26 protein-coding genes and 1 pseudogene are annotated in these 17,260 nt (G+C 40.0%); 21 read left to right on the top strand and 6 right to left on the bottom strand.

Annotation, left to right across the window (positions count from 1 at the left end; translation table 11 throughout):
- Positions 1–26 precede the first annotated feature (26 nt).
- From rplR to rpsI, 20 genes and pseudogenes are all read left to right on the top strand, one after another.
- On the top strand, positions 27–389 hold the full coding sequence (rplR, locus tag GPA07_RS00255) for a 50S ribosomal protein L18 (RefSeq protein ID WP_008356544.1): 363 nt from the start codon (positions 27–29) through the stop codon (positions 387–389).
- Positions 390–413: 24 nt separating this feature from the next.
- Positions 414–914, top strand: a complete 501-nt coding sequence (gene rpsE, locus GPA07_RS00250) for a 30S ribosomal protein S5 (protein WP_007496332.1) — start codon at positions 414–416, stop codon at positions 912–914.
- Between the two features lie 13 nt (positions 915–927).
- Complete coding sequence (rpmD, locus tag GPA07_RS00245) at positions 928–1,110, top strand: 50S ribosomal protein L30 (RefSeq protein ID WP_003217067.1); 183 nt, start codon at positions 928–930, stop codon at positions 1,108–1,110.
- Positions 1,111–1,140: 30 nt separating this feature from the next.
- Positions 1,141–1,581, top strand: a complete 441-nt coding sequence (rplO, locus tag GPA07_RS00240; RefSeq protein ID WP_008356545.1) for a 50S ribosomal protein L15 — start codon at positions 1,141–1,143, stop codon at positions 1,579–1,581.
- A gap of 1 nt (position 1,582) precedes the next feature.
- Entirely contained in the window at positions 1,583–2,875 is a 1,293-nt protein-coding gene (secY, locus tag GPA07_RS00235) for a preprotein translocase subunit SecY (protein WP_008356546.1), read from the top strand.
- Positions 2,876–2,930: 55 nt separating this feature from the next.
- Positions 2,931–3,584 carry an adenylate kinase gene (locus GPA07_RS00230; RefSeq protein WP_157291859.1) on the top strand — a complete coding sequence of 218 codons (654 nt, stop codon included), beginning with the start codon at positions 2,931–2,933 and terminating at the stop codon, positions 3,582–3,584.
- On the top strand, positions 3,581–4,327 hold the full coding sequence (gene map, locus GPA07_RS00225) for a type I methionyl aminopeptidase (protein ID WP_007496338.1): 747 nt from the start codon (positions 3,581–3,583) through the stop codon (positions 4,325–4,327). Before GPA07_RS00230 ends, map begins: the two co-directional genes overlap by 4 nt.
- Positions 4,328–4,354: 27 nt before the next feature.
- Positions 4,355–4,660 (top strand): annotated as a pseudogene (locus GPA07_RS18710) (KOW domain-containing RNA-binding protein).
- On the top strand, positions 4,638–4,856 hold the full coding sequence (infA, locus tag GPA07_RS00220) for a translation initiation factor IF-1 (RefSeq protein ID WP_003217190.1): 219 nt from the start codon (positions 4,638–4,640) through the stop codon (positions 4,854–4,856). Before GPA07_RS18710 ends, infA begins: the two are co-directional and overlap by 23 nt.
- 31 nt (positions 4,857–4,887) lie before the next feature.
- The gene (gene rpmJ / locus GPA07_RS00215; RefSeq protein ID WP_003156543.1) at positions 4,888–5,001 is read left to right on the top strand and encodes a 50S ribosomal protein L36; all 114 of its coding nucleotides are present in this window, start codon (positions 4,888–4,890) and stop codon (positions 4,999–5,001) included.
- Between the two features lie 21 nt (positions 5,002–5,022).
- Positions 5,023–5,388 carry a 30S ribosomal protein S13 gene (gene rpsM / locus GPA07_RS00210; RefSeq protein ID WP_003217023.1) on the top strand — a complete coding sequence of 122 codons (366 nt, stop codon included), beginning with the start codon at positions 5,023–5,025 and terminating at the stop codon, positions 5,386–5,388.
- Between the two features lie 20 nt (positions 5,389–5,408).
- Positions 5,409–5,804 (top strand): 30S ribosomal protein S11, encoded by a 396-nt coding sequence (gene rpsK, locus GPA07_RS00205; RefSeq protein ID WP_008356548.1) that lies wholly within the window; start codon positions 5,409–5,411, stop codon positions 5,802–5,804.
- Positions 5,805–5,979: 175 nt separating this feature from the next.
- Positions 5,980–6,924, top strand: a complete 945-nt coding sequence (locus GPA07_RS00200; protein WP_003217009.1) for a DNA-directed RNA polymerase subunit alpha — start codon at positions 5,980–5,982, stop codon at positions 6,922–6,924.
- A 75-nt stretch (positions 6,925–6,999) separates the two neighbouring features.
- Positions 7,000–7,362 (top strand): 50S ribosomal protein L17, encoded by a 363-nt coding sequence (rplQ, locus tag GPA07_RS00195; protein ID WP_003216944.1) that lies wholly within the window; start codon positions 7,000–7,002, stop codon positions 7,360–7,362.
- Between the two features lie 124 nt (positions 7,363–7,486).
- The gene (locus GPA07_RS00190) at positions 7,487–8,329 is read left to right on the top strand and encodes an energy-coupling factor ABC transporter ATP-binding protein (RefSeq protein WP_008356549.1); all 843 of its coding nucleotides are present in this window, start codon (positions 7,487–7,489) and stop codon (positions 8,327–8,329) included.
- Complete coding sequence (locus GPA07_RS00185; protein WP_071168229.1) at positions 8,305–9,174, top strand: energy-coupling factor ABC transporter ATP-binding protein; 870 nt, start codon at positions 8,305–8,307, stop codon at positions 9,172–9,174. Before GPA07_RS00190 ends, GPA07_RS00185 begins: the two co-directional genes overlap by 25 nt.
- Positions 9,171–9,968, top strand: a complete 798-nt coding sequence (locus tag GPA07_RS00180; RefSeq protein ID WP_034738449.1) for an energy-coupling factor transporter transmembrane component T family protein — start codon at positions 9,171–9,173, stop codon at positions 9,966–9,968. Before GPA07_RS00185 ends, GPA07_RS00180 begins: the two co-directional genes overlap by 4 nt.
- Before the next feature lie 11 nt (positions 9,969–9,979).
- Positions 9,980–10,723 (top strand): tRNA pseudouridine(38-40) synthase TruA, encoded by a 744-nt coding sequence (truA, locus tag GPA07_RS00175; protein ID WP_157291858.1) that lies wholly within the window; start codon positions 9,980–9,982, stop codon positions 10,721–10,723.
- 164 nt (positions 10,724–10,887) lie between these two features.
- Positions 10,888–11,325 (top strand): 50S ribosomal protein L13, encoded by a 438-nt coding sequence (gene rplM, locus GPA07_RS00170; protein ID WP_003217042.1) that lies wholly within the window; start codon positions 10,888–10,890, stop codon positions 11,323–11,325.
- Between the two features lie 20 nt (positions 11,326–11,345).
- Positions 11,346–11,738, top strand: coding sequence for a 30S ribosomal protein S9 (gene rpsI / locus GPA07_RS00165; protein WP_008356553.1), 393 nt, complete (start codon positions 11,346–11,348; stop codon positions 11,736–11,738).
- A 68-nt stretch (positions 11,739–11,806) separates the two neighbouring features.
- Here the strand turns inward: rpsI and GPA07_RS00160 are convergent, their stop codons facing one another.
- The 6 genes from GPA07_RS00160 to GPA07_RS00135 all read right to left on the bottom strand — a co-directional run bounded on the left by GPA07_RS00160 (position 11,807) and on the right by GPA07_RS00135 (position 16,343).
- Positions 11,807–12,847, bottom strand: coding sequence for a tyrosine-type recombinase/integrase (locus tag GPA07_RS00160; RefSeq protein ID WP_157291857.1), 1,041 nt, complete (start codon positions 12,845–12,847; stop codon positions 11,807–11,809).
- Between the two features lie 94 nt (positions 12,848–12,941).
- A complete protein-coding gene (locus GPA07_RS00155) occupies positions 12,942–13,139 on the bottom strand; it encodes a helix-turn-helix domain-containing protein (protein ID WP_157291856.1) in 198 nt (65 codons plus the stop codon).
- A gap of 26 nt (positions 13,140–13,165) precedes the next feature.
- A complete protein-coding gene (locus GPA07_RS00150) occupies positions 13,166–14,272 on the bottom strand; it encodes a replication initiation factor domain-containing protein (protein ID WP_198303832.1) in 1,107 nt (368 codons plus the stop codon).
- Positions 14,273–14,367: 95 nt separating this feature from the next.
- The gene (locus tag GPA07_RS00145) at positions 14,368–15,687 is read right to left on the bottom strand and encodes an FtsK/SpoIIIE domain-containing protein (protein WP_157291855.1); all 1,320 of its coding nucleotides are present in this window, start codon (positions 15,685–15,687) and stop codon (positions 14,368–14,370) included.
- Complete coding sequence (locus tag GPA07_RS00140) at positions 15,671–16,057, bottom strand: hypothetical protein (protein ID WP_157291854.1); 387 nt, start codon at positions 16,055–16,057, stop codon at positions 15,671–15,673. Before GPA07_RS00140 ends, GPA07_RS00145 begins: the two co-directional genes overlap by 17 nt.
- Before the next feature lie 19 nt (positions 16,058–16,076).
- Entirely contained in the window at positions 16,077–16,343 is a 267-nt protein-coding gene (locus tag GPA07_RS00135) for a hypothetical protein (RefSeq protein WP_157291853.1), read from the bottom strand.
- Between the two features lie 161 nt (positions 16,344–16,504).
- On the opposite strand from GPA07_RS00135, the gene GPA07_RS00130 reads away from it, so the two are divergent.
- Positions 16,505–17,176 carry a hypothetical protein gene (locus tag GPA07_RS00130; protein ID WP_157291852.1) on the top strand — a complete coding sequence of 224 codons (672 nt, stop codon included), beginning with the start codon at positions 16,505–16,507 and terminating at the stop codon, positions 17,174–17,176.
- Positions 17,177–17,260 lie beyond the last annotated feature (84 nt).

Here is a 17,260-nt window from a genome sequence, read left to right as displayed (position 1 = left end):
TTAAAGTGAAGAAAGGAGTGACTCGGATGATTACGAAAACTAGCAAAAACGCTACTCGTCTTAAAAGACATGCTCGTGTTCGTGCGAAACTTTCAGGTACTGCTGAAAGACCTCGCCTTAACGTTTTCCGTTCTAACAAGAATATCTACGCTCAAGTAATTGATGATGTTAACGGTGTAACACTTGTAAGTGCTTCTACTCTTGATAAAGAGTTAAAGATCGAGAATAGTTCTGACACTGCAGCTGCTACGAAAGTTGGCGAACTTGTTGCAAAACGTGCTGTTGAAAAAGGCATCTCTAACGTGGTATTTGACCGCGGAGGATACTTATATCATGGACGTGTAAAAGCTCTAGCTGAAGCTGCTCGTGAGGCTGGACTGAAATTTTAATAAAAGAAGGAGGGACACATCCGAATGAGTCGTATTGACCCAAGCAAATTAGAGTTAGAAGAACGCTTAGTTACGGTTAACCGCGTAGCGAAAGTTGTTAAAGGTGGACGTCGTTTCCGTTTTGCAGCTTTAGTTGTTGTCGGTGACAAAAACGGTCATGTAGGATTCGGTACTGGTAAAGCACAAGAAGTACCAGAAGCGATCCGCAAAGCTGTTGAAGACGCGAAAAAGAATTTAATTGAAGTACCAATGGTTGGAACTACAATTCCACATGAAATCATCGGTCGATTCGGTGCAGGAAACGTTCTATTGAAGCCTGCTTCAGAAGGTACAGGAGTTATCGCTGGAGGCCCAGTGCGTGCGGTACTTGAGCTTGCTGGTCTAGCTGATATCCTTTCTAAATCTCTAGGTTCTAATACACCGATCAACATGATCCGCGCAACACTTCAAGGTTTAAGTGAACTTAAACGTGCTGAAGATGTAGCGAAGCTTCGTGGAAAATCTGTAGAAGACCTGTTAGGATAAGGAGGGAACAATAATGGCAAATAAATTAGAAATTACCCTCAAACGCAGTGTAATCGGTCGCCCAGAAGATCAGCGTGTCACTGTTCGTACTCTTGGTCTTAAGAAAACAAACCAAACAGTCGTACATGAAGACAATGCAGCGATCCGCGGCATGATTAACAAGGTGTCTCATTTAGTTTCTGTTAAAGAACAATAATACATTTTTAATCGATAAGGAGGTGCCCAAATGAAACTTCATGAATTGAAGCCTTCAGAAGGTTCACGTAAAGTACGCAACCGTGTTGGTCGTGGTATTGGATCAGGTAACGGTAAAACTTCTGGTAAAGGTCATAAAGGTCAAAACGCTCGTTCTGGAGGCGGTGTACGCCCTGGATTCGAAGGTGGTCAAATGCCTTTATTCCAACGCCTTCCAAAACGTGGTTTTACAAACATTAACCGTAAAGATTATGCGGTAATCAACTTAGACAGATTAAACAGTTTTGACGAAGGAACGGAAGTCACTCCTGAACTTCTTCTAGAGACTGGTACAATAAGCAAGTTAAAAGCAGGAGTAAAAATTCTTGGCAACGGTAAATTAGAGAAAAAATTAACTGTAAAAGCCAATAAATTCTCTGCTTCTGCTAAAGAAGCGATTGAAGCTGCTGGCGGTACAGCCGAGGTGATCTAACTTGTTTAAGACAATCTCCAATTTTATGCGCGTGAAAGATATACGGAATAAGATTATATTCACTCTATTAATGTTAGTCGTCTTTCGTATAGGTGCTTTCATCCCTGTGCCTAATGTGAACGCAGAAGTTCTCCAGGCACAGGATCAAATGAGTGTTTTCGGAATCCTCAACACGTTTGGGGGCGGGGCACTTTTCCAATTCTCCATTCTTGCAATGGGGATTATGCCGTATATCACGGCTTCGATCATCATCCAGCTCTTGCAGATGGATGTTGTTCCGAAGTTTACTGAGTGGTCAAAGCAAGGAGAGGTTGGCCGCCGAAAATTAGCACAATTCACAAGGTATTTTACAATTGTTCTAGGATTTATCCAGGCGATAGGAATGTCATATGGATTCAACAATATGGCAGGAGGCTTGCTGATTGAAAACCCAGGTGTTTCAACGTATCTCTTAATTGCGGTCGTACTCACTGCGGGTACAGCATTTTTAATGTGGCTGGGAGAGCAGATTACTGCTCACGGTGTTGGTAACGGTATTTCGATTATTATCTTTGCCGGAATCATCGCAGGTATCCCTCAAACATTAAAACAAGTGTACGCTCAGCAATTTGTAGGTGGAGATGGACAGCTGTTCATGCAAATCCTTAAAATTGCCCTTATTGTAATTGCTATTCTTGTCATTGTTATCGGTGTTATTTACATTCAAATGGCAGTGAGAAAGATTGCAATTCAATATTCAAAAGGAAATGGCCGTGCACAAATGTCTGCTAGTCAAGCAACGCATCTTCCGTTGAAAGTGAATCCAGCAGGGGTGATTCCAGTCATCTTTGCCGTTTCTTTCATTATTACTCCGCAGACGGTCGCATCGTTCTTCGGAACAAATAATGTGACAACCTGGATAACTAACAACTTTGACTATACTAAGCCAATCGGTATGACGATTTATGTAGCACTGATTGTTGCTTTCACATATTTTTATGCCTTTGTCCAAGTAAACCCTGAACAAATGGCTGAAAATCTGCAAAAGCAGGGTGGCTATATCCCGGGAGTTCGTCCAGGGAAAATGACTCAAGATAGAATTACGAGCATTTTGTACCGACTCACGTTTGTGGGCGCCATTTTCTTAGCCGTGATTTCAATACTTCCTATCTTTTTCATTCAATTCGCTGGATTACCTTCCGCTGCACAAATTGGCGGCACAAGTCTTCTCATTGTTGTAGGTGTTGCACTTGAAACGATGAAACAGCTTGAAAGCCAATTAGTGAAACGAAACTACCGTGGATTTATGAAATAAAACAGAGGGCTGGGCTTCTGCCCAACTCCTCTAAGTAAGGAAGGGGAAATCCGAAATGAACTTAGTCTTAATGGGGCTTCCGGGTGCTGGTAAAGGCACTCAGGCAGAACGAATTGTTGATGATTATGGGATCCCTCATATCTCAACAGGAGATATGTTCCGTGCTGCTATGAAAGAGGAGACACAACTTGGGCTCGAAGCAAAATCCTTTATCGATAAAGGAGAGCTTGTTCCTGATGAGGTCACAATCGGTATTGTTAGAGAAAGACTTGGCAAGAATGATTGTGAACAAGGTTTTCTTCTGGACGGATTTCCGCGAACAGTCGCTCAGGCTGAAGCTTTAGAAGACATTCTAAAGGACCTTGGCAGAACGATTGATTATGTCATTAATATTAAAGTCGATAAAGATGCTTTGTTGGAGCGTCTGACTGGCCGAAGAATTTGCAAAAATTGCGGAGCAACTTATCATTTAGTATTCAATCCACCTGCGAAAGAAAATGTTTGCGACAAGTGTGGAGGCGAGCTTTATCAACGTGCAGATGATAATGCAGAAACCGTTTCGACTAGACTTGAAGTAAACTTAAAGCAGACTGAACCTTTACTGAACTTCTATTCAGAAAAAGGATATCTTGTAAACATTGATGGTGCGAAGCAAATTAACGATGTTTACGCTGATATCAAGGACCTGCTTGGGGGATTAAATAAATGATTATCTGTAAAACTCCTCGCGAGCTTGAAATTATGAGAGAAGCTGGACGCATTGTCGCACTGACTCATGAAGAGCTGAAGAAACACATAAAACCAGGTATTTCGACAAAAGAATTGGATCAAATTGCCGAACGTTTTATTACAAAGCAGGGTGCAATCCCATCTTTTAAAGGGTATAATGGTTTTCGCGGGAGCATTTGCGTTTCGGTGAATGAAGAACTCGTTCACGGTATTCCTGGTAAACGGGTTTTACGTGATGGAGACATCATTAGTATCGATATCGGCGCAAAGTTAAATGGCTATCATGGTGACTCTGCTTGGACTTATCCAGTTGGGGTAATCAGTGATGAGGACCGCAAACTACTGGAAGTCACAGAGGAATCTCTATATAAGGGCTTACAGGAAGCAAAGCCAGGTGAACGTCTGTCAAACATTTCCCATGCCATACAAACGTATGTTGAAGGTGAGAATTTCTCAGTTGTTAGAGAATATGTTGGACATGGGGTCGGACAGGATCTTCATGAGGACCCTCAAATTCCTCATTATGGTCCGCCGAACAAAGGCCCACGGCTAAAACCTGGAATGGTGTTGGCCATCGAACCGATGGTGAACGCAGGCAGCCGATATGTGAAAACACTGGCTGATAACTGGACGGTTGTAACGGTTGATGGGAAAAAGTGTGCTCACTTTGAGCATACGATTGCGATTACAGATACAGGTTTTGATATACTGACTAAGATTTAGGTCTTCACTGAAGCCTTTCAGGCCCAAATCGGGCAGGTTGTCTGTATAGTCCAAAGAAAGAACAAGATCAGTATACAGTTGTCATCGGCATGTTCGATGCCTGCCATGTACTAATCGCAGACGGAGAAAAGCGTAAATTCATTCTCCTAAGAAAAAATATCAATCATTTAACCTTTTATGATTGCGTATCTCCGGAAGTTCAGAACAGTATATTCAAAACAGGTCGGGTGATAGATGAACAATTGAGATGATCTCATTTGGACATTTATCAGAGAGCAAGTTACTGATTTGAAGAAGGGAGAACACTTGAATGGCGAAAGACGATGTAATTGAAGTGGAAGGTACTGTAGCAGAAACTTTGCCAAATGCAATGTTCAAAGTTGAACTAGAGAATGGTCATACAGTTTTGGCTCATGTATCAGGAAAAATCCGTATGCACTTCATTCGCATTTTACCTGGAGACAAAGTTACGGTAGAATTATCTCCATATGACTTAACTCGTGGTAGAATTACGTACCGTTACAAATAAAGCAACTCCGGAAGAAGGAGGTTGGAAACACATGAAAGTGAGACCATCTGTTAAACCTATCTGTGAAAAATGTAAAGTGATTCGCAGAAAAGGAAAAGTAATGGTGATCTGTGAAAACCCAAAACATAAACAAAAACAAGGCTAATAACAAGGAGGTGCCCAAATCATGGCTCGTATTGCTGGTGTAGATATTCCACGTGATAAGCGTGTTGTCATTTCTTTAACATATGTTTTTGGAATTGGTCGTACGACTGCGCAACAAGTCCTTAAAGAAGCAGGTGTTTCTGAAGACACTCGCGTTCGCGATCTAACTGAAGACGAACTTGGTAAAATCCGTGATATCATTGACAAACTTAAAGTAGAAGGTGACCTTCGTCGTGAAGTTTCACTTAACATTAAGCGTCTAATTGAAATCGGAAGCTACCGCGGAATCCGTCATCGTAGAGGACTTCCTGTTCGTGGACAAAACACAAAAAACAACGCGCGTACTCGTAAAGGTCCGCGTCGTACTGTAGCTAACAAGAAAAAATAAGTAAAGGAGGTAGTTAAAGAATGGCTGCTGCTCGTAAATCAAATACGCGTAAACGTCGCGTGAAAAAGAATATTGAAGCTGGAATCGCTCATATCCGTTCCACTTTCAACAACACGATTGTAACGATTACTGATGTTCATGGAAACGCAATTTCTTGGTCAAGTGCTGGTGCATTAGGATTCAGAGGTTCTCGTAAATCTACTCCTTTCGCTGCACAAATGGCTGCTGAAACTGCTGCTAAAGGTTCTATCGAACATGGTCTTAAAACACTTGAAGTAACTGTTAAAGGTCCTGGTTCTGGTCGTGAAGCTGCAATCCGTGCGCTTCAAGCTGCAGGTCTTGAAGTTACAGCAATCAGAGACGTAACTCCAGTTCCTCATAACGGATGCCGTCCACCAAAACGTCGCCGCGTGTAATTTGTTTGTATAGATTTTGTGTCCCTGTCAATAATGGGTTATGATACAGTTATTTATGAGACGAATACACGACTCGTTGCCTGAGCACATACGGGACTAAACAATGAGGAATTTCGGATGGAATCTCATATGATTCTATTCGAGGTTTCGACGTTTTGAAGGAGGGTTTTATTAGATGATCGAAATTGAAAAACCAAAAATCGAAACGGTTGAAATCAGCGACGATGCCAAGTATGGCAAGTTTGTCGTAGAGCCACTTGAGCGTGGATATGGTACCACTTTAGGGAACTCCCTTCGTCGTATCCTTTTATCCTCACTTCCTGGTGCAGCTGTAACATCGATCCAGATAGATGGTGTCTTACACGAATTCTCAACGATCGAAGGCGTGGTTGAAGATGTTACAACGATTATCTTAAACATTAAAAAGCTTGCACTCAAAATCTACTCTGAAGAAGAGAAGACGCTTGAAATTGATGTACAAGATGAAGGAACTGTAACAGCTGCTGATATTACACACGACAGCGATATTGAAATCTTAAATCCAGATCTTCACATCGCAACTCTTGGCAAAAATGCGAGCTTCCGTGTTCGTTTGACTGCACAAAGAGGTCGCGGGTATAATCCTGCTGATGCAAACAAAAGAGACGATCAGCCTATCGGCGTGATTCCGATCGACTCAATCTATACACCTGTATCCCGTGTGACTTATCAAGTGGAGAACACCCGTGTTGGGCAAATCACAAACTATGATAAACTAACACTAGATGTATGGACTGATGGAAGCACAGGACCGAAAGAAGCGATCGCTCTAGGTTCTAAGATTTTAACTGAACACTTGAATATTTTCGTTGGGTTAACTGACGAAGCTCAGCATGCAGAAATCATGGTTGAAAAAGAAGAAGACCAAAAAGAAAAAGTGCTTGAAATGACAATTGAAGAGCTTGATCTTTCTGTTCGTTCTTACAACTGTTTGAAGCGTGCGGGTATTAATACTGTTCAAGAGCTTGCTAACAAGACAGAAGAGGATATGATGAAAGTTCGTAACCTTGGACGTAAATCTCTTGAAGAAGTGAAAGCGAAACTAGAAGAACTTGGACTGGGTCTTCGTAAAGACGATTGACTAGTTTCATTGTGAACTAGGATTTTCGTGTGTTTTTTATTCATACAGTATCTCTAATTAAGGAGGGGACATCACATGGCATACAGAAAGCTAGGACGCACTAGTGCACAACGTAAAGCAATGCTTCGTGACCTAACGACTGATTTGATCATCAACGAACGCATCGAAACAACTGAAACACGTGCGAAAGAACTTCGCTCTGTAGTTGAAAAAATGATCACTCTTGGCAAACGCGGAGATCTTCATGCTCGCCGTCAAGCTGCAGCTTACATTCGTAATGAAGTAGCTAACGCTGAAACAAACCAAGATGCACTTCAAAAATTATTCGCTGACGTTGCAACTCGCTACGAAGATCGCCAAGGTGGATACACTCGTATCATGAAGCTTGGACCTCGTCGCGGCGATGGCGCACCAATGGCTGTCATTGAATTAGTTTAATCACATATCGTGTATCTAAGAAAGGGCGGGACAGTTCATAACTGGATCTATGCCCTTTTTTAGATACTACGGCTTTTTAGGAATAAGCAAAGTAGAGGTTGAGCTGAGAGGAGGTCCGGTAGAGATGGGGAAGACACTAATTGACGTAAAAGACATTGTATTTCGTTATCACAAAGATGCGGACAAGCCCGCTTTAGATCAAGTGTCATTGCATGTGAATCAAAATGAATGGCTTGCCATTGTTGGCCATAACGGTTCTGGTAAATCCACACTTGCCCGTGTACTGAATGGGCTCATTTTACCGGATGCTGGAACGGTCAAGGTTGGTGAGATTGAGCTGAAGGAAGAAAGTGTTTGGGATATTCGTAAAAAGGTAGGCATGGTCTTTCAAAACCCAGATAACCAATTCGTTGGCTCAACGGTTCGTGATGATGTGGCTTTTGGTTTAGAAAATAACGGGGTTGAGCGGGAATTGATGATAGAACGTGTAGATTGGGCTGTTAAACAGGTCAATATGCAGGAGTTTCTTGATCAAGAGCCGCACCATCTATCAGGCGGGCAAAAGCAGAGAGTAGCCATTGCAGGAGTGCTTGCCGCAAGCCCTGACATCATGATCTTGGATGAAGCAACATCAATGCTTGATCCGATTGGCCGTGAAGAAGTGTTAGAGACTGTTAGACTACTGAAGGAACAAGGAACAGTCACAGTCATTTCCATCACACATGATTTAGACGAGGCTGCGAAGGCAGACCGCGTTATTGTGATGAATGGTGGGAAGAAATTTGCTGAGGGAACACCAGAGGAAGTATTTGAACTAGATGAACAGCTGGTTCAGATTGGACTTGATCTGCCATTTTCCTATCGGTTGAGCAAGCAATTGAAGCAGCAAGGTGTGCCACTTGCAAATGCTCATTTGACACAAGAAGGATTGGTGAAAGAGCTATGGACATTACGATCAAAGAATTAGAGCATCGTTATCAAATGAAAACGCCGTTTGAGCGTCTCGCTTTGTATGATGTCAATGCTTCCATCAAAGAAGGCAGCTATGTCGCTGTCATTGGTCATACGGGTTCTGGCAAGTCTACATTGCTGCAGCACTTAAATGGATTGCTCAAACCAACGAAAGGGAGCATTGCGCTTGGAGAGACAGTTTTACAGGCCAATAAAAAGCAGAAGGATATGAAACCCCTCCGGAAAAAGGTAGGCATCGTGTTTCAGTTTCCTGAGCATCAGCTCTTTGAGGAAACCATCCTCAAGGATATCTGCTTTGGCCCGATGAACTTCGGCGTTCCTCAAGAGAAGGCAGAAGCGAAGGCGAAGGAGATGCTGAAACTGGTTGGTCTTCCTGAATCCCTATTATCTCGATCTCCCTTTGAACTAAGCGGCGGTCAAATGAGACGTGTGGCGATTGCAGGTGTACTAACGATGGAGCCAGAAGTGCTTGTGCTTGATGAGCCGACTGCAGGATTAGATCCACGCGGGCGGAAAGAAATCATGGACATGTTCTATGAGCTTCATCAAAAAGCAAACCTGACCACGATCCTTGTGACACACAGTATGGAGGATGCTGCCCATTATGCGGATCAAATGATTGTCATGCATAAAGGAACAGTGAAGGCGACAGGTACGCCGAGAGAGCTATTTGCCAATCGTACAGATATGTCTTCTTTCGGTCTCGATCTCCCTGAAACGATTAAATTCCAGCAGGCTATCGAAGAAAAGCTAGGTATCACGTTTCCAAGGCCGCTTCTGACTATGGATGAAATGGCAGAAGCCTTAACAGCTCTTTATCAGGAGGAAACGACATCATGATGGATAGTATGATTATCGGCAAATATGTGCCAGGTTCATCCTTTGTCCATCGTCTTGATCCAAGGACAAAGCTGTTATCAATTTTCTTTTTCGTCTTTATTGTCTTTTTTGCTAATAATTACATCACTTACGGGCTTTTAGGTGTCTTTACGATCCTTGTGGTGATGGTGTCTCAGGTGCCGCTGTACTTTATTCTCAAAGGAATGAAACCGATCCTATGGATTGTCCTGTTTACCTTTATTCTGCACATCTTCATGACAAAGGATGGCGCTTTGCTGTTTCACTTTGGTTTCTTGAATATTTATGAAGAAGGTCTAAAGCAGGGGATATTCATTTCACTCCGTTTTGTCTATCTCATCATGATGACAACACTTCTTACGCTGACCACAACGCCTATTGAAGTGACAGACGGTATGGAGAAGCTGCTACATCCTTTCCGTAAAATCAAGCTACCTGTTCATGAGCTTGCTCTTATGATGTCTATCTCCCTTCGATTTATTCCGACTTTACTCGAAGAAACAGACAAAATCATGAAAGCACAAATGGCAAGAGGTGTTGATTTTACAAGCGGACCAGTGAAAGATCGTCTAAAAGCGATTGTTCCGTTGCTTGTTCCGCTTTTCGTCAGTGCGTTTAAACGTGCGGAGGAATTGGCGACTGCGATGGAAGCGAGAGGCTACCGCGGAGGAGAAGGACGGACGAAATACCGTCAGCTTGTCTGGGGTATGAAGGACACGTTCACGTTGCTTCTATTCATCCTGTTAACAGCACTCCTTGTGCTGCTTAGAAATTAGGTGATGCCTAGATGAAAGTAAAATGCACTGTATCATACGATGGGACACATTTTAAAGGCTATCAGGTGCAGCCAGGGCAGCGAACTGTTCAGACGGAGATAGAGTCTGCCCTTGCAAAAATGCATAAACAGGACGAACTGATTCCGATTGTGGCTTCTGGCCGGACGGACAGTGGTGTTCATGCAAAGGGACAGGTCATCCATTTCGATACCCCGCTCGCTATCCCGATGGAGAGGTGGCCTTTTGCCCTCAATAGCTTGCTGCCAGATGACATTCGTGTTCTAAAGGCTGAGGAAGTGGATGAGTCGTTTCATGCCAGGTTTGGTGTTGCTTCAAAGGAGTACCGTTACAAGGTCTCAACGGAAACGCACCAAAATGTGTTCACGCGACAGTATGCCTGCCACTATCCTTATCCACTGGATGTCGACAAAATGAGAGAAGCTGCTGAGTATCTGATTGGCTCACATGACTTCACAAGCTTTTGTGCGGCCAATACAGAGGTTCAGGACAAGGTGAGGGTTATTTACGCCCTCGAGTGGAAAAACGTCTCAGACGGGCTTGAAATGCGTGTGAGAGGAAATGGCTTTTTATACAACATGGTGCGGATTATGGCCGGCACGTTACTTGAAATCGGTGCTGGTAAATTTCACCCTGAGGAGATAAAAGCCATGCTTGCCGCCCGAAATCGCGAAGCGGCAGGCAAGACTGCGCCTAGTCACGGACTGTATTTATGGGAAGTTTTCTATGACAACTAAACCAGGTGTAACATGTTCTTGACACAGGAAGCAGAAAGTTATAAGATATCATATGGTATGTATTTCAACCCCACAAATAAGCCCCGGAAGACTTATCTGTGTTTTGAAATAGAACGTAGCATTTGATTCAGGAAAATTCATTGATTTATTTAGGAGGGAAACTCATGCGTACAACACCAATGGCGAACGCAAGCACAATTGAGCGCAAATGGCTAGTGGTTGATGCGGCAGGCAAGACTCTAGGACGTCTTTCTACTGAAGTAGCATCACTTTTGCGCGGTAAGCACAAACCAACTTATACACCACACGTTGATACAGGTGATCACGTCATCATCATCAATGCTGAGAAAATCGAATTAACTGGTAAGAAATTGACGGACAAAATTTACTACCGTCACACAATGCACCCAGGTGGTTTGAAACAAAGAACTGCTCTTGAGATGCGTACAAACTACCCTGAAAAAATGTTGGAGCTTGCTATCAAAGGTATGCTTCCAAAGGGTCCACTAGGTCGTCAAATGTTCAAAAAATTAAATGTGTATCGTGGTTCTGAGCATCCACATCAAGCACAACAACCTGAAGTTTACGAACTTCGCGGTTAATTATAAGGGAGGTTAACAATTTGGCACAGGTTCAATATTACGGTACAGGTCGTCGTAAAAGTTCTGTAGCGCGCGTTCGCTTAGTTCCAGGTGAAGGCCGTATCGTCGTTAATAATCGTGAAATTACTGAATACATTCCATTCGCTGCTTTAATCGAAGACGTGAAACAGCCTTTGAACATCACAGAAACAGCTAACAGCTACGATGTTCTTGTAAATGTTCACGGTGGTGGATTCTCTGGTCAAGCTGGAGCAATTCGTCACGGTATCTCTCGTGCTCTTCTAGAAGTAGATCCTGAGTTCCGTACACCACTTAAACGTGCTGGACTTCTTACTCGTGACTCTCGTATGAAAGAGCGTAAGAAATACGGTCTTAAAGGCGCACGTAGAGCTCCTCAGTTCTCGAAGCGTTAATCAATTTCTTATTGCATCAACGTTTACAAAAGTTTTTTGGTTCAAGTTGGTTCAAATCAGCTTAGAACTTATAAAGAACTTAACAGATTTAAAGCATCGGCATCTTGCTGGTGCTTTTTTTCTGGCATTAATTCGAGATAATAATTTTGAGTGGTTTGAATATTTATGTGTCCTAATCGTTTAGATACATATGCAATATCTATATCTTGGGCAAATAAAAATGATGCGTGCGTATCTCTTAGACCGTGAAAGGTTGTTCTTTTAATGTTTAGCTCCGTTAATAACTCGGCTAATAGTTCGGACTGTTTAAAACCACCAAAGCCGAAAATATATCCATTCTCTTTCACGAGAATTTTACGTAAAAGCTCATAGACTTCTTTGTTTATAGAAACATCACGTTTTGCATTTTGTGTCTTTAATGAAGTATCGTCAGAAGTGGGACTGATTGAGTGTCTAACTTTTATTCCATACTCATAAAGGCTTTCTGGTCGTATAGCTAGTAGTTCTCCGCGTCGCATACCTGTTTCTAATGCTAGTAATACAAGTACGTTAAATTCATCTTCTGGATTCTGTAAAACGTAATTACGAAGCCTCTTAAAATCAGTAATGGATAAGGCTTTATTTCGCTTAGGTGGGTTTTCTCCACGTGTTTTCACTAATCGAGCAAAATCATTTGCAATATAGCCCCGTGCATATGCATCACGTAAGGATGTCTTTATTTTAAGAAGTACTTCATGCGTTGTTTTTCGTGAATGTGTCTTCGCATACTCATCAATTTTCTTTTGAACGACGATATCATTTAAATCTTTTAATTGAATATCATGAAAAAGGTTTCTAATGACTCCTGAAGTACGAACATAATTTTGAAAAGTCGTTTCTTTAACATCATTGACCTTTACAAGATAAATCCAATTCTCGAAAAAATCCGCAAATGTTGTTGTTCTGTGAGCAAGTTCTTTACCTTCTCCTTTCGCTAATTCCATTTCTAATGCCCAAAGCTGTGCTTCTTTCTTTGTTGAAAAAGTTTTCGCAAGCTTTTTATGATTCCCTTGTTTGTATAAGGAAACTTGCGCCCGATATGATTTTCCTCTTTTAATAATACTAGCCATGCTATCAATTCCCTTCATAAAAACAGTTGATAGATGCTAGTTGAATACACCTGTATTGTATTCCGAACCTAACATCTTATCAACTGTCAATAAATTAAACCGAGTGTTTTTCAATAAATTGTATTAAAGATTTCATTGTGTATCGTTCATGCCGACCAATCATGAAACGTCCAAGCCCTTCATTGGGTCGTATATATTTATCAAATGACTTTGGGTCTACACCTAGAAAACGAGCAGCTTGTTCTCTAGTTAAAAGGTATGGAAAGTCCTGTGAGTTTATATCAATGCTCATGAAGACATCATCTCCTTGTGAATTTCTTATTTAAACGGATAACTTTGTTTTGTATATAATGGCGAATACTTTTTTAACCAAGCTATGACATCGTCATTAGGTTCATAGTTTTCAAATTCATCGTAAAGAAATGCTAAACACTTCTTTAACCCCTCATCGCCCCAGATACGCCAAACTTTGAATAAGTAAGGAAATAATCCTGACCCATTTAAAATATGCTTCTGTGATTGTTCTAACAGGTTCATTCGTGGCGAAGGGGAACTGAACATAAAATTTCTCTGATTAAGCAAATTAAGCATTTTTCTAGTGTAAGTTGTTAATCTTTTAGATGTGTCATAATAAAATTGGTAACGATCAGTTAGAGCTGATACTAATAAATCTTTTAACTCTGTATCATTACTTATGTCTTCTAGCTTTTCTGATAGGTTATGAGCATAAGCGCCCTTAAAAACTGCTTCAAAGCGTACCCAATTATCATATTGTATAGCCTCTTCATATCTAACGCCCATCGTTTCAATTTGTTCTTTCTTCTTATCATAAACCCTCAATAAAGCCTTAATATTTTTGCCTTTCGAGCCCAGATAAAAAGTTGAGGTGATATTATTTTTAGTTATTGCCGATATAACCGAATGGTTTTTTCGACCAGTTGCAGTTCTAACGATTTGTTTTTTTTTAGAAAGCTGATTATAAATTGTGTTTACATTTACTTTTTCATTGATGAAATCGATTCCAATGTCAATTCTCGATAGTCTGGAAGTATATAAGGTGCTGTTGCTTATGTTCGTGAAAAACTGATTTATCTGTATCGGACTAGTGAATAATGATTCATATTGCTTTCTGTATTGCATCCATGCGTGCGCAGAAAATTTTATACAAATGCCCATCTGAATAAAATCAGTATGATAAGCGATTGCGAAATAATATGGAGCATCATCGCAAACTAAACCATTTGAATAACCTTGAGGTAATGAATATGTTGTTTCTTTTAGTTTGCCTAATACGGTTTCTAATTTGGACAGTCTAACAAATTCATTAATGATATTGATTGCCATGCCTTCCCAGCCTTCAATTTGGCTAGGTCTCTTCGTTGATTGTAGGACTAGTGTAAATTCATCGACTTGAACGTCTAACAAAATTATCACTCCTTTCAAGTCGTGAAACATTGATACATCAGCTCTAGTTGTGATCTTCTTGTTTTGCGGAGCGGGGGTTATTACATAACCCCCGCTCACGATCTTAAGTGAGTCACAGCTTCTAATATGTCAAAATCTAAATAACTAAAGTGACAAATCTTCGGCGTGTTAGCCACGATTGGACAAGTAAAGACACCTTGACCTAATGCAAAATTCTTCTCTGGTATATCTACTCCAGTACCGAATGCCGTTGTATAAGTTTGCCTTTCCGCATTACCGAGCACGAACTTTACAGGAAGGTTTTCTCGTAAATTGGTTGGTAATAATGTTGCATCTGACTTTTGCATGACAATCCATAAGAAAAAGCCTAGTTGTCTACCTTGTAAAACGACTTGTGACAACAGCTTCATTACTTCATCACGTGTTTTCTTTTCTAGCGTCTGTAAAACAGTTTGAAAACTAGCGAATTCATCAAAGATAAAAATATAAGGTTCATATTGAAAGTCAGCATAGGTTGCTTCTAATTTCGTGTTAAGTTTATCTTTAATCTCTGCTTTTCTGACTTCCATCATTTCATTGAAACTTTGTAGTAGCCTAATAATATCTTCCATATTAGTAGCGGTATTTTCCGCTGAAATTCTTTCTCCAAGAACAGCAAGGCTTGAGTTTTTTGGGTCGGCAAAATAAATGTTGTATTGTACGTTTTTGGCTAGCATTTGAAGAATTAGCGAGTAGAGCGCATACGTTTTACCCGAGCCTGTTTGTCCCACAAGCAAAGTTCCATATAACGAAATTGATATAGACTTATCAATTATCAAAGTATAATCATCTACTTGGGAAGTTTGTCTTTTCAATTCGCAAAGACCATTAAAATTAAGTTGCTGGTCAATGTTACTATCGTATATCTCAAAAATATGGTAGTTTTCATCATTTGATAAATAGGCTCTGTCTACAATGAAATGATTCAATGTGAAAGAAATCCTTACATCGCCAATATCTTTGTTAATATTTATGTTTTCAATGAACAATGTAGCTTTTGAAAAGTTGGCGGTAAATTGCAATTTAATTTTCGGTAGGTCTGCTATTTCGGTATTGAAGTAAAATCTTTTGTTGAAGTAATTAGCATCTAGGAACGACTTTCTTAGTTTTAGTACGGTAAGATAATGGTGTATAGCGTGTTTTATGCCTTTATTAGCCTTATTTCGAATAAGCCATGCAGCCATTTGAATCGAAAATATTACTAGCAGAAATCCGATAAATAACTCGTTAACGTGTTTTGTGAAAACAACTCCCAACTTAAGTTGGGAGTCGATAAAATTCACACAAAAAACAATCACAGTAAGCATAAAGCATGTGCTATATATGAAAATCCCGTTTTGTTGTCTTTGTGTTCTTAATTTACTTTGTTTGAACATTGATTTTTTCCACGCCTTTAAATCGAAGGATCAAGTCAAAGCCTATAACAAAAGATTTTTCTTGAATGAAATCGATTAAACGTACATATTCGCCTTTTTGAACACTGATATGTTCCTGACCATTCAAGACGGTCACGTCAAAAGTATTTAATATGTTGTTATCTCGCTTTAGTCCAGTTTTCTTGTCGGAACCGTAATCAGTATTGTCTTTGGTAATGGATAAAGTTAAAGTAACACCTTTTTCATCTGGCTCTTTTTTACTTACGTATGGTCGTTGTGAAACTAATCTGTACATATTTCCTGTGTTTCTTAAAAATTCATCTGCTTTGAATTTAGTTTCTGTGAATACCCATGCATTTGCGATCGGCATAGTGCAAAACCTCTTTCTTTTAATTGTGTTTTTTGTCAGAGTAATTTCTTAATACATACTCAAGGCTCTTGATAACCAAAGCTTCTTCTTTAGTGTCTTCGATCTTAATCCGGAAACCACCTAGGTTTAAAACTTTAGGCTTCTTATGGTCCTTTAACAGCCTAATGCTGTCTTGGACCATTCTTTCCCTCAACATGAATTTTTCCAGAAGGATATCAAGACTTGATGCATCTACTTGTGACCATTTCGGGATGACCATTTTCGGATGATTTATTTGGTAAAACATGATTAAATCGCCTCCTTTCTATGGATATTTATACTTGCAAGTTAATCTTATAACACTTTAATTATTGAATTAAGAGCAATGAAACGGCATAAAAAGAGGGTTTATATGGATATTTCTTTTTTGTTTTGTGCTATACTCCATCTATAAAGGGGTGATTGAAAGTGAAGTTTTTAAACGTTAATGAGATTTTAGATACTATCGATAAACAGTTTGGGTATGATTTTGGGGGTAAGGAGAGAGATGATCATTTAATTAGCAAGAAAACATGGAATAAGTATGTAAGAGAGTTTTTTGAAGAAAAGATTTATGAGACTGAGTATATGAGTAGTTATGAAAACAAAATAATTGGTGGGAATAGATATACAAAATATCGAGAGGACTTTGTTACAGAAGTCATTGGTTTCCGTAAGGACCAAATCATAAAACAATTTAATAGTAACCGAAAAACAACTGTTGATCATGATACTATTAAAGCTTTTGAAACTATTGCTTCAGCATTGGGTCTGAAAGTTGAAGAGGATATTTATAATAAGAGAATTCCTATCACTCAATATAAGAAAAAACAAGAAGAAAGATATCCTATTATGACAAAGGAAGATGTAGAAAACGTAAGAGAACAGTTGCTGCATATTGTGATTAATCAGTTGATCGATATGGAAAAACTTAAGTATGACGTATCTCAATACCTAGTTTCTGGTTCTTTAGAATATGGTTTTGCCAACCCTCTTGAAATGGTTGGAGATAAAGATAGCTATCCCTTAGGCTTTAGAATTGATGCAAAAAATTACTTGAAAGAAAGCATAAGAAACGAACTCATTAATCACTGTAAATAATATAATCCTTATATAAAGATTCCTTTTGCATCTGTTATAATATTAGTAAAAATGTAAAATATTACAACAGAAAGAAGTGGTTGT

Source organism: Bacillus sp. ms-22, assembly GCF_009759805.1.
Taxonomy (GTDB): Bacteria; Bacillota; Bacilli; order Bacillales; family Bacillaceae; genus Bacillus; species Bacillus xiamenensis.
This window is presented reverse-complemented; position numbering and strand designations above follow the sequence as displayed.

Excerpts from the sequence above, each read along its gene's own strand:
- rplR (WP_008356544.1), top strand. The coding sequence starts at position 27 with ATGATTACGAAAACTAGCAAAAACGCTACTCGTCTTAAAAGACATGCT.
- rpsE (WP_007496332.1), top strand. The coding sequence starts at position 414 with ATGAGTCGTATTGACCCAAGCAAATTAGAGTTAGAAGAACGCTTAGTT.
- rpmD (WP_003217067.1), top strand. The coding sequence starts at position 928 with ATGGCAAATAAATTAGAAATTACCCTCAAACGCAGTGTAATCGGTCGC.
- rplO (WP_008356545.1), top strand. The coding sequence starts at position 1,141 with ATGAAACTTCATGAATTGAAGCCTTCAGAAGGTTCACGTAAAGTACGC.
- GPA07_RS00230 (WP_157291859.1), top strand. The coding sequence starts at position 2,931 with ATGAACTTAGTCTTAATGGGGCTTCCGGGTGCTGGTAAAGGCACTCAG.
- map (WP_007496338.1), top strand. The coding sequence starts at position 3,581 with ATGATTATCTGTAAAACTCCTCGCGAGCTTGAAATTATGAGAGAAGCT.
- infA (WP_003217190.1), top strand. The coding sequence starts at position 4,638 with ATGGCGAAAGACGATGTAATTGAAGTGGAAGGTACTGTAGCAGAAACT.
- rpmJ (WP_003156543.1), top strand. The coding sequence starts at position 4,888 with ATGAAAGTGAGACCATCTGTTAAACCTATCTGTGAAAAATGTAAAGTG.
- rpsM (WP_003217023.1), top strand. The coding sequence starts at position 5,023 with ATGGCTCGTATTGCTGGTGTAGATATTCCACGTGATAAGCGTGTTGTC.
- rpsK (WP_008356548.1), top strand. The coding sequence starts at position 5,409 with ATGGCTGCTGCTCGTAAATCAAATACGCGTAAACGTCGCGTGAAAAAG.
- GPA07_RS00200 (WP_003217009.1), top strand. The coding sequence starts at position 5,980 with ATGATCGAAATTGAAAAACCAAAAATCGAAACGGTTGAAATCAGCGAC.
- rplQ (WP_003216944.1), top strand. The coding sequence starts at position 7,000 with ATGGCATACAGAAAGCTAGGACGCACTAGTGCACAACGTAAAGCAATG.
- GPA07_RS00190 (WP_008356549.1), top strand. The coding sequence starts at position 7,487 with ATGGGGAAGACACTAATTGACGTAAAAGACATTGTATTTCGTTATCAC.
- GPA07_RS00185 (WP_071168229.1), top strand. The coding sequence starts at position 8,305 with ATGGACATTACGATCAAAGAATTAGAGCATCGTTATCAAATGAAAACG.
- GPA07_RS00180 (WP_034738449.1), top strand. The coding sequence starts at position 9,171 with ATGATGGATAGTATGATTATCGGCAAATATGTGCCAGGTTCATCCTTT.
- truA (WP_157291858.1), top strand. The coding sequence starts at position 9,980 with ATGAAAGTAAAATGCACTGTATCATACGATGGGACACATTTTAAAGGC.
- rplM (WP_003217042.1), top strand. The coding sequence starts at position 10,888 with ATGCGTACAACACCAATGGCGAACGCAAGCACAATTGAGCGCAAATGG.
- GPA07_RS00160 (WP_157291857.1), bottom strand. The coding sequence starts at position 12,847 with ATGGCTAGTATTATTAAAAGAGGAAAATCATATCGGGCGCAAGTTTCC.
- GPA07_RS00155 (WP_157291856.1), bottom strand. The coding sequence starts at position 13,139 with ATGAGCATTGATATAAACTCACAGGACTTTCCATACCTTTTAACTAGA.
- GPA07_RS00145 (WP_157291855.1), bottom strand. The coding sequence starts at position 15,687 with ATGTTCAAACAAAGTAAATTAAGAACACAAAGACAACAAAACGGGATT.
- GPA07_RS00140 (WP_157291854.1), bottom strand. The coding sequence starts at position 16,057 with ATGCCGATCGCAAATGCATGGGTATTCACAGAAACTAAATTCAAAGCA.
- GPA07_RS00135 (WP_157291853.1), bottom strand. The coding sequence starts at position 16,343 with ATGTTTTACCAAATAAATCATCCGAAAATGGTCATCCCGAAATGGTCA.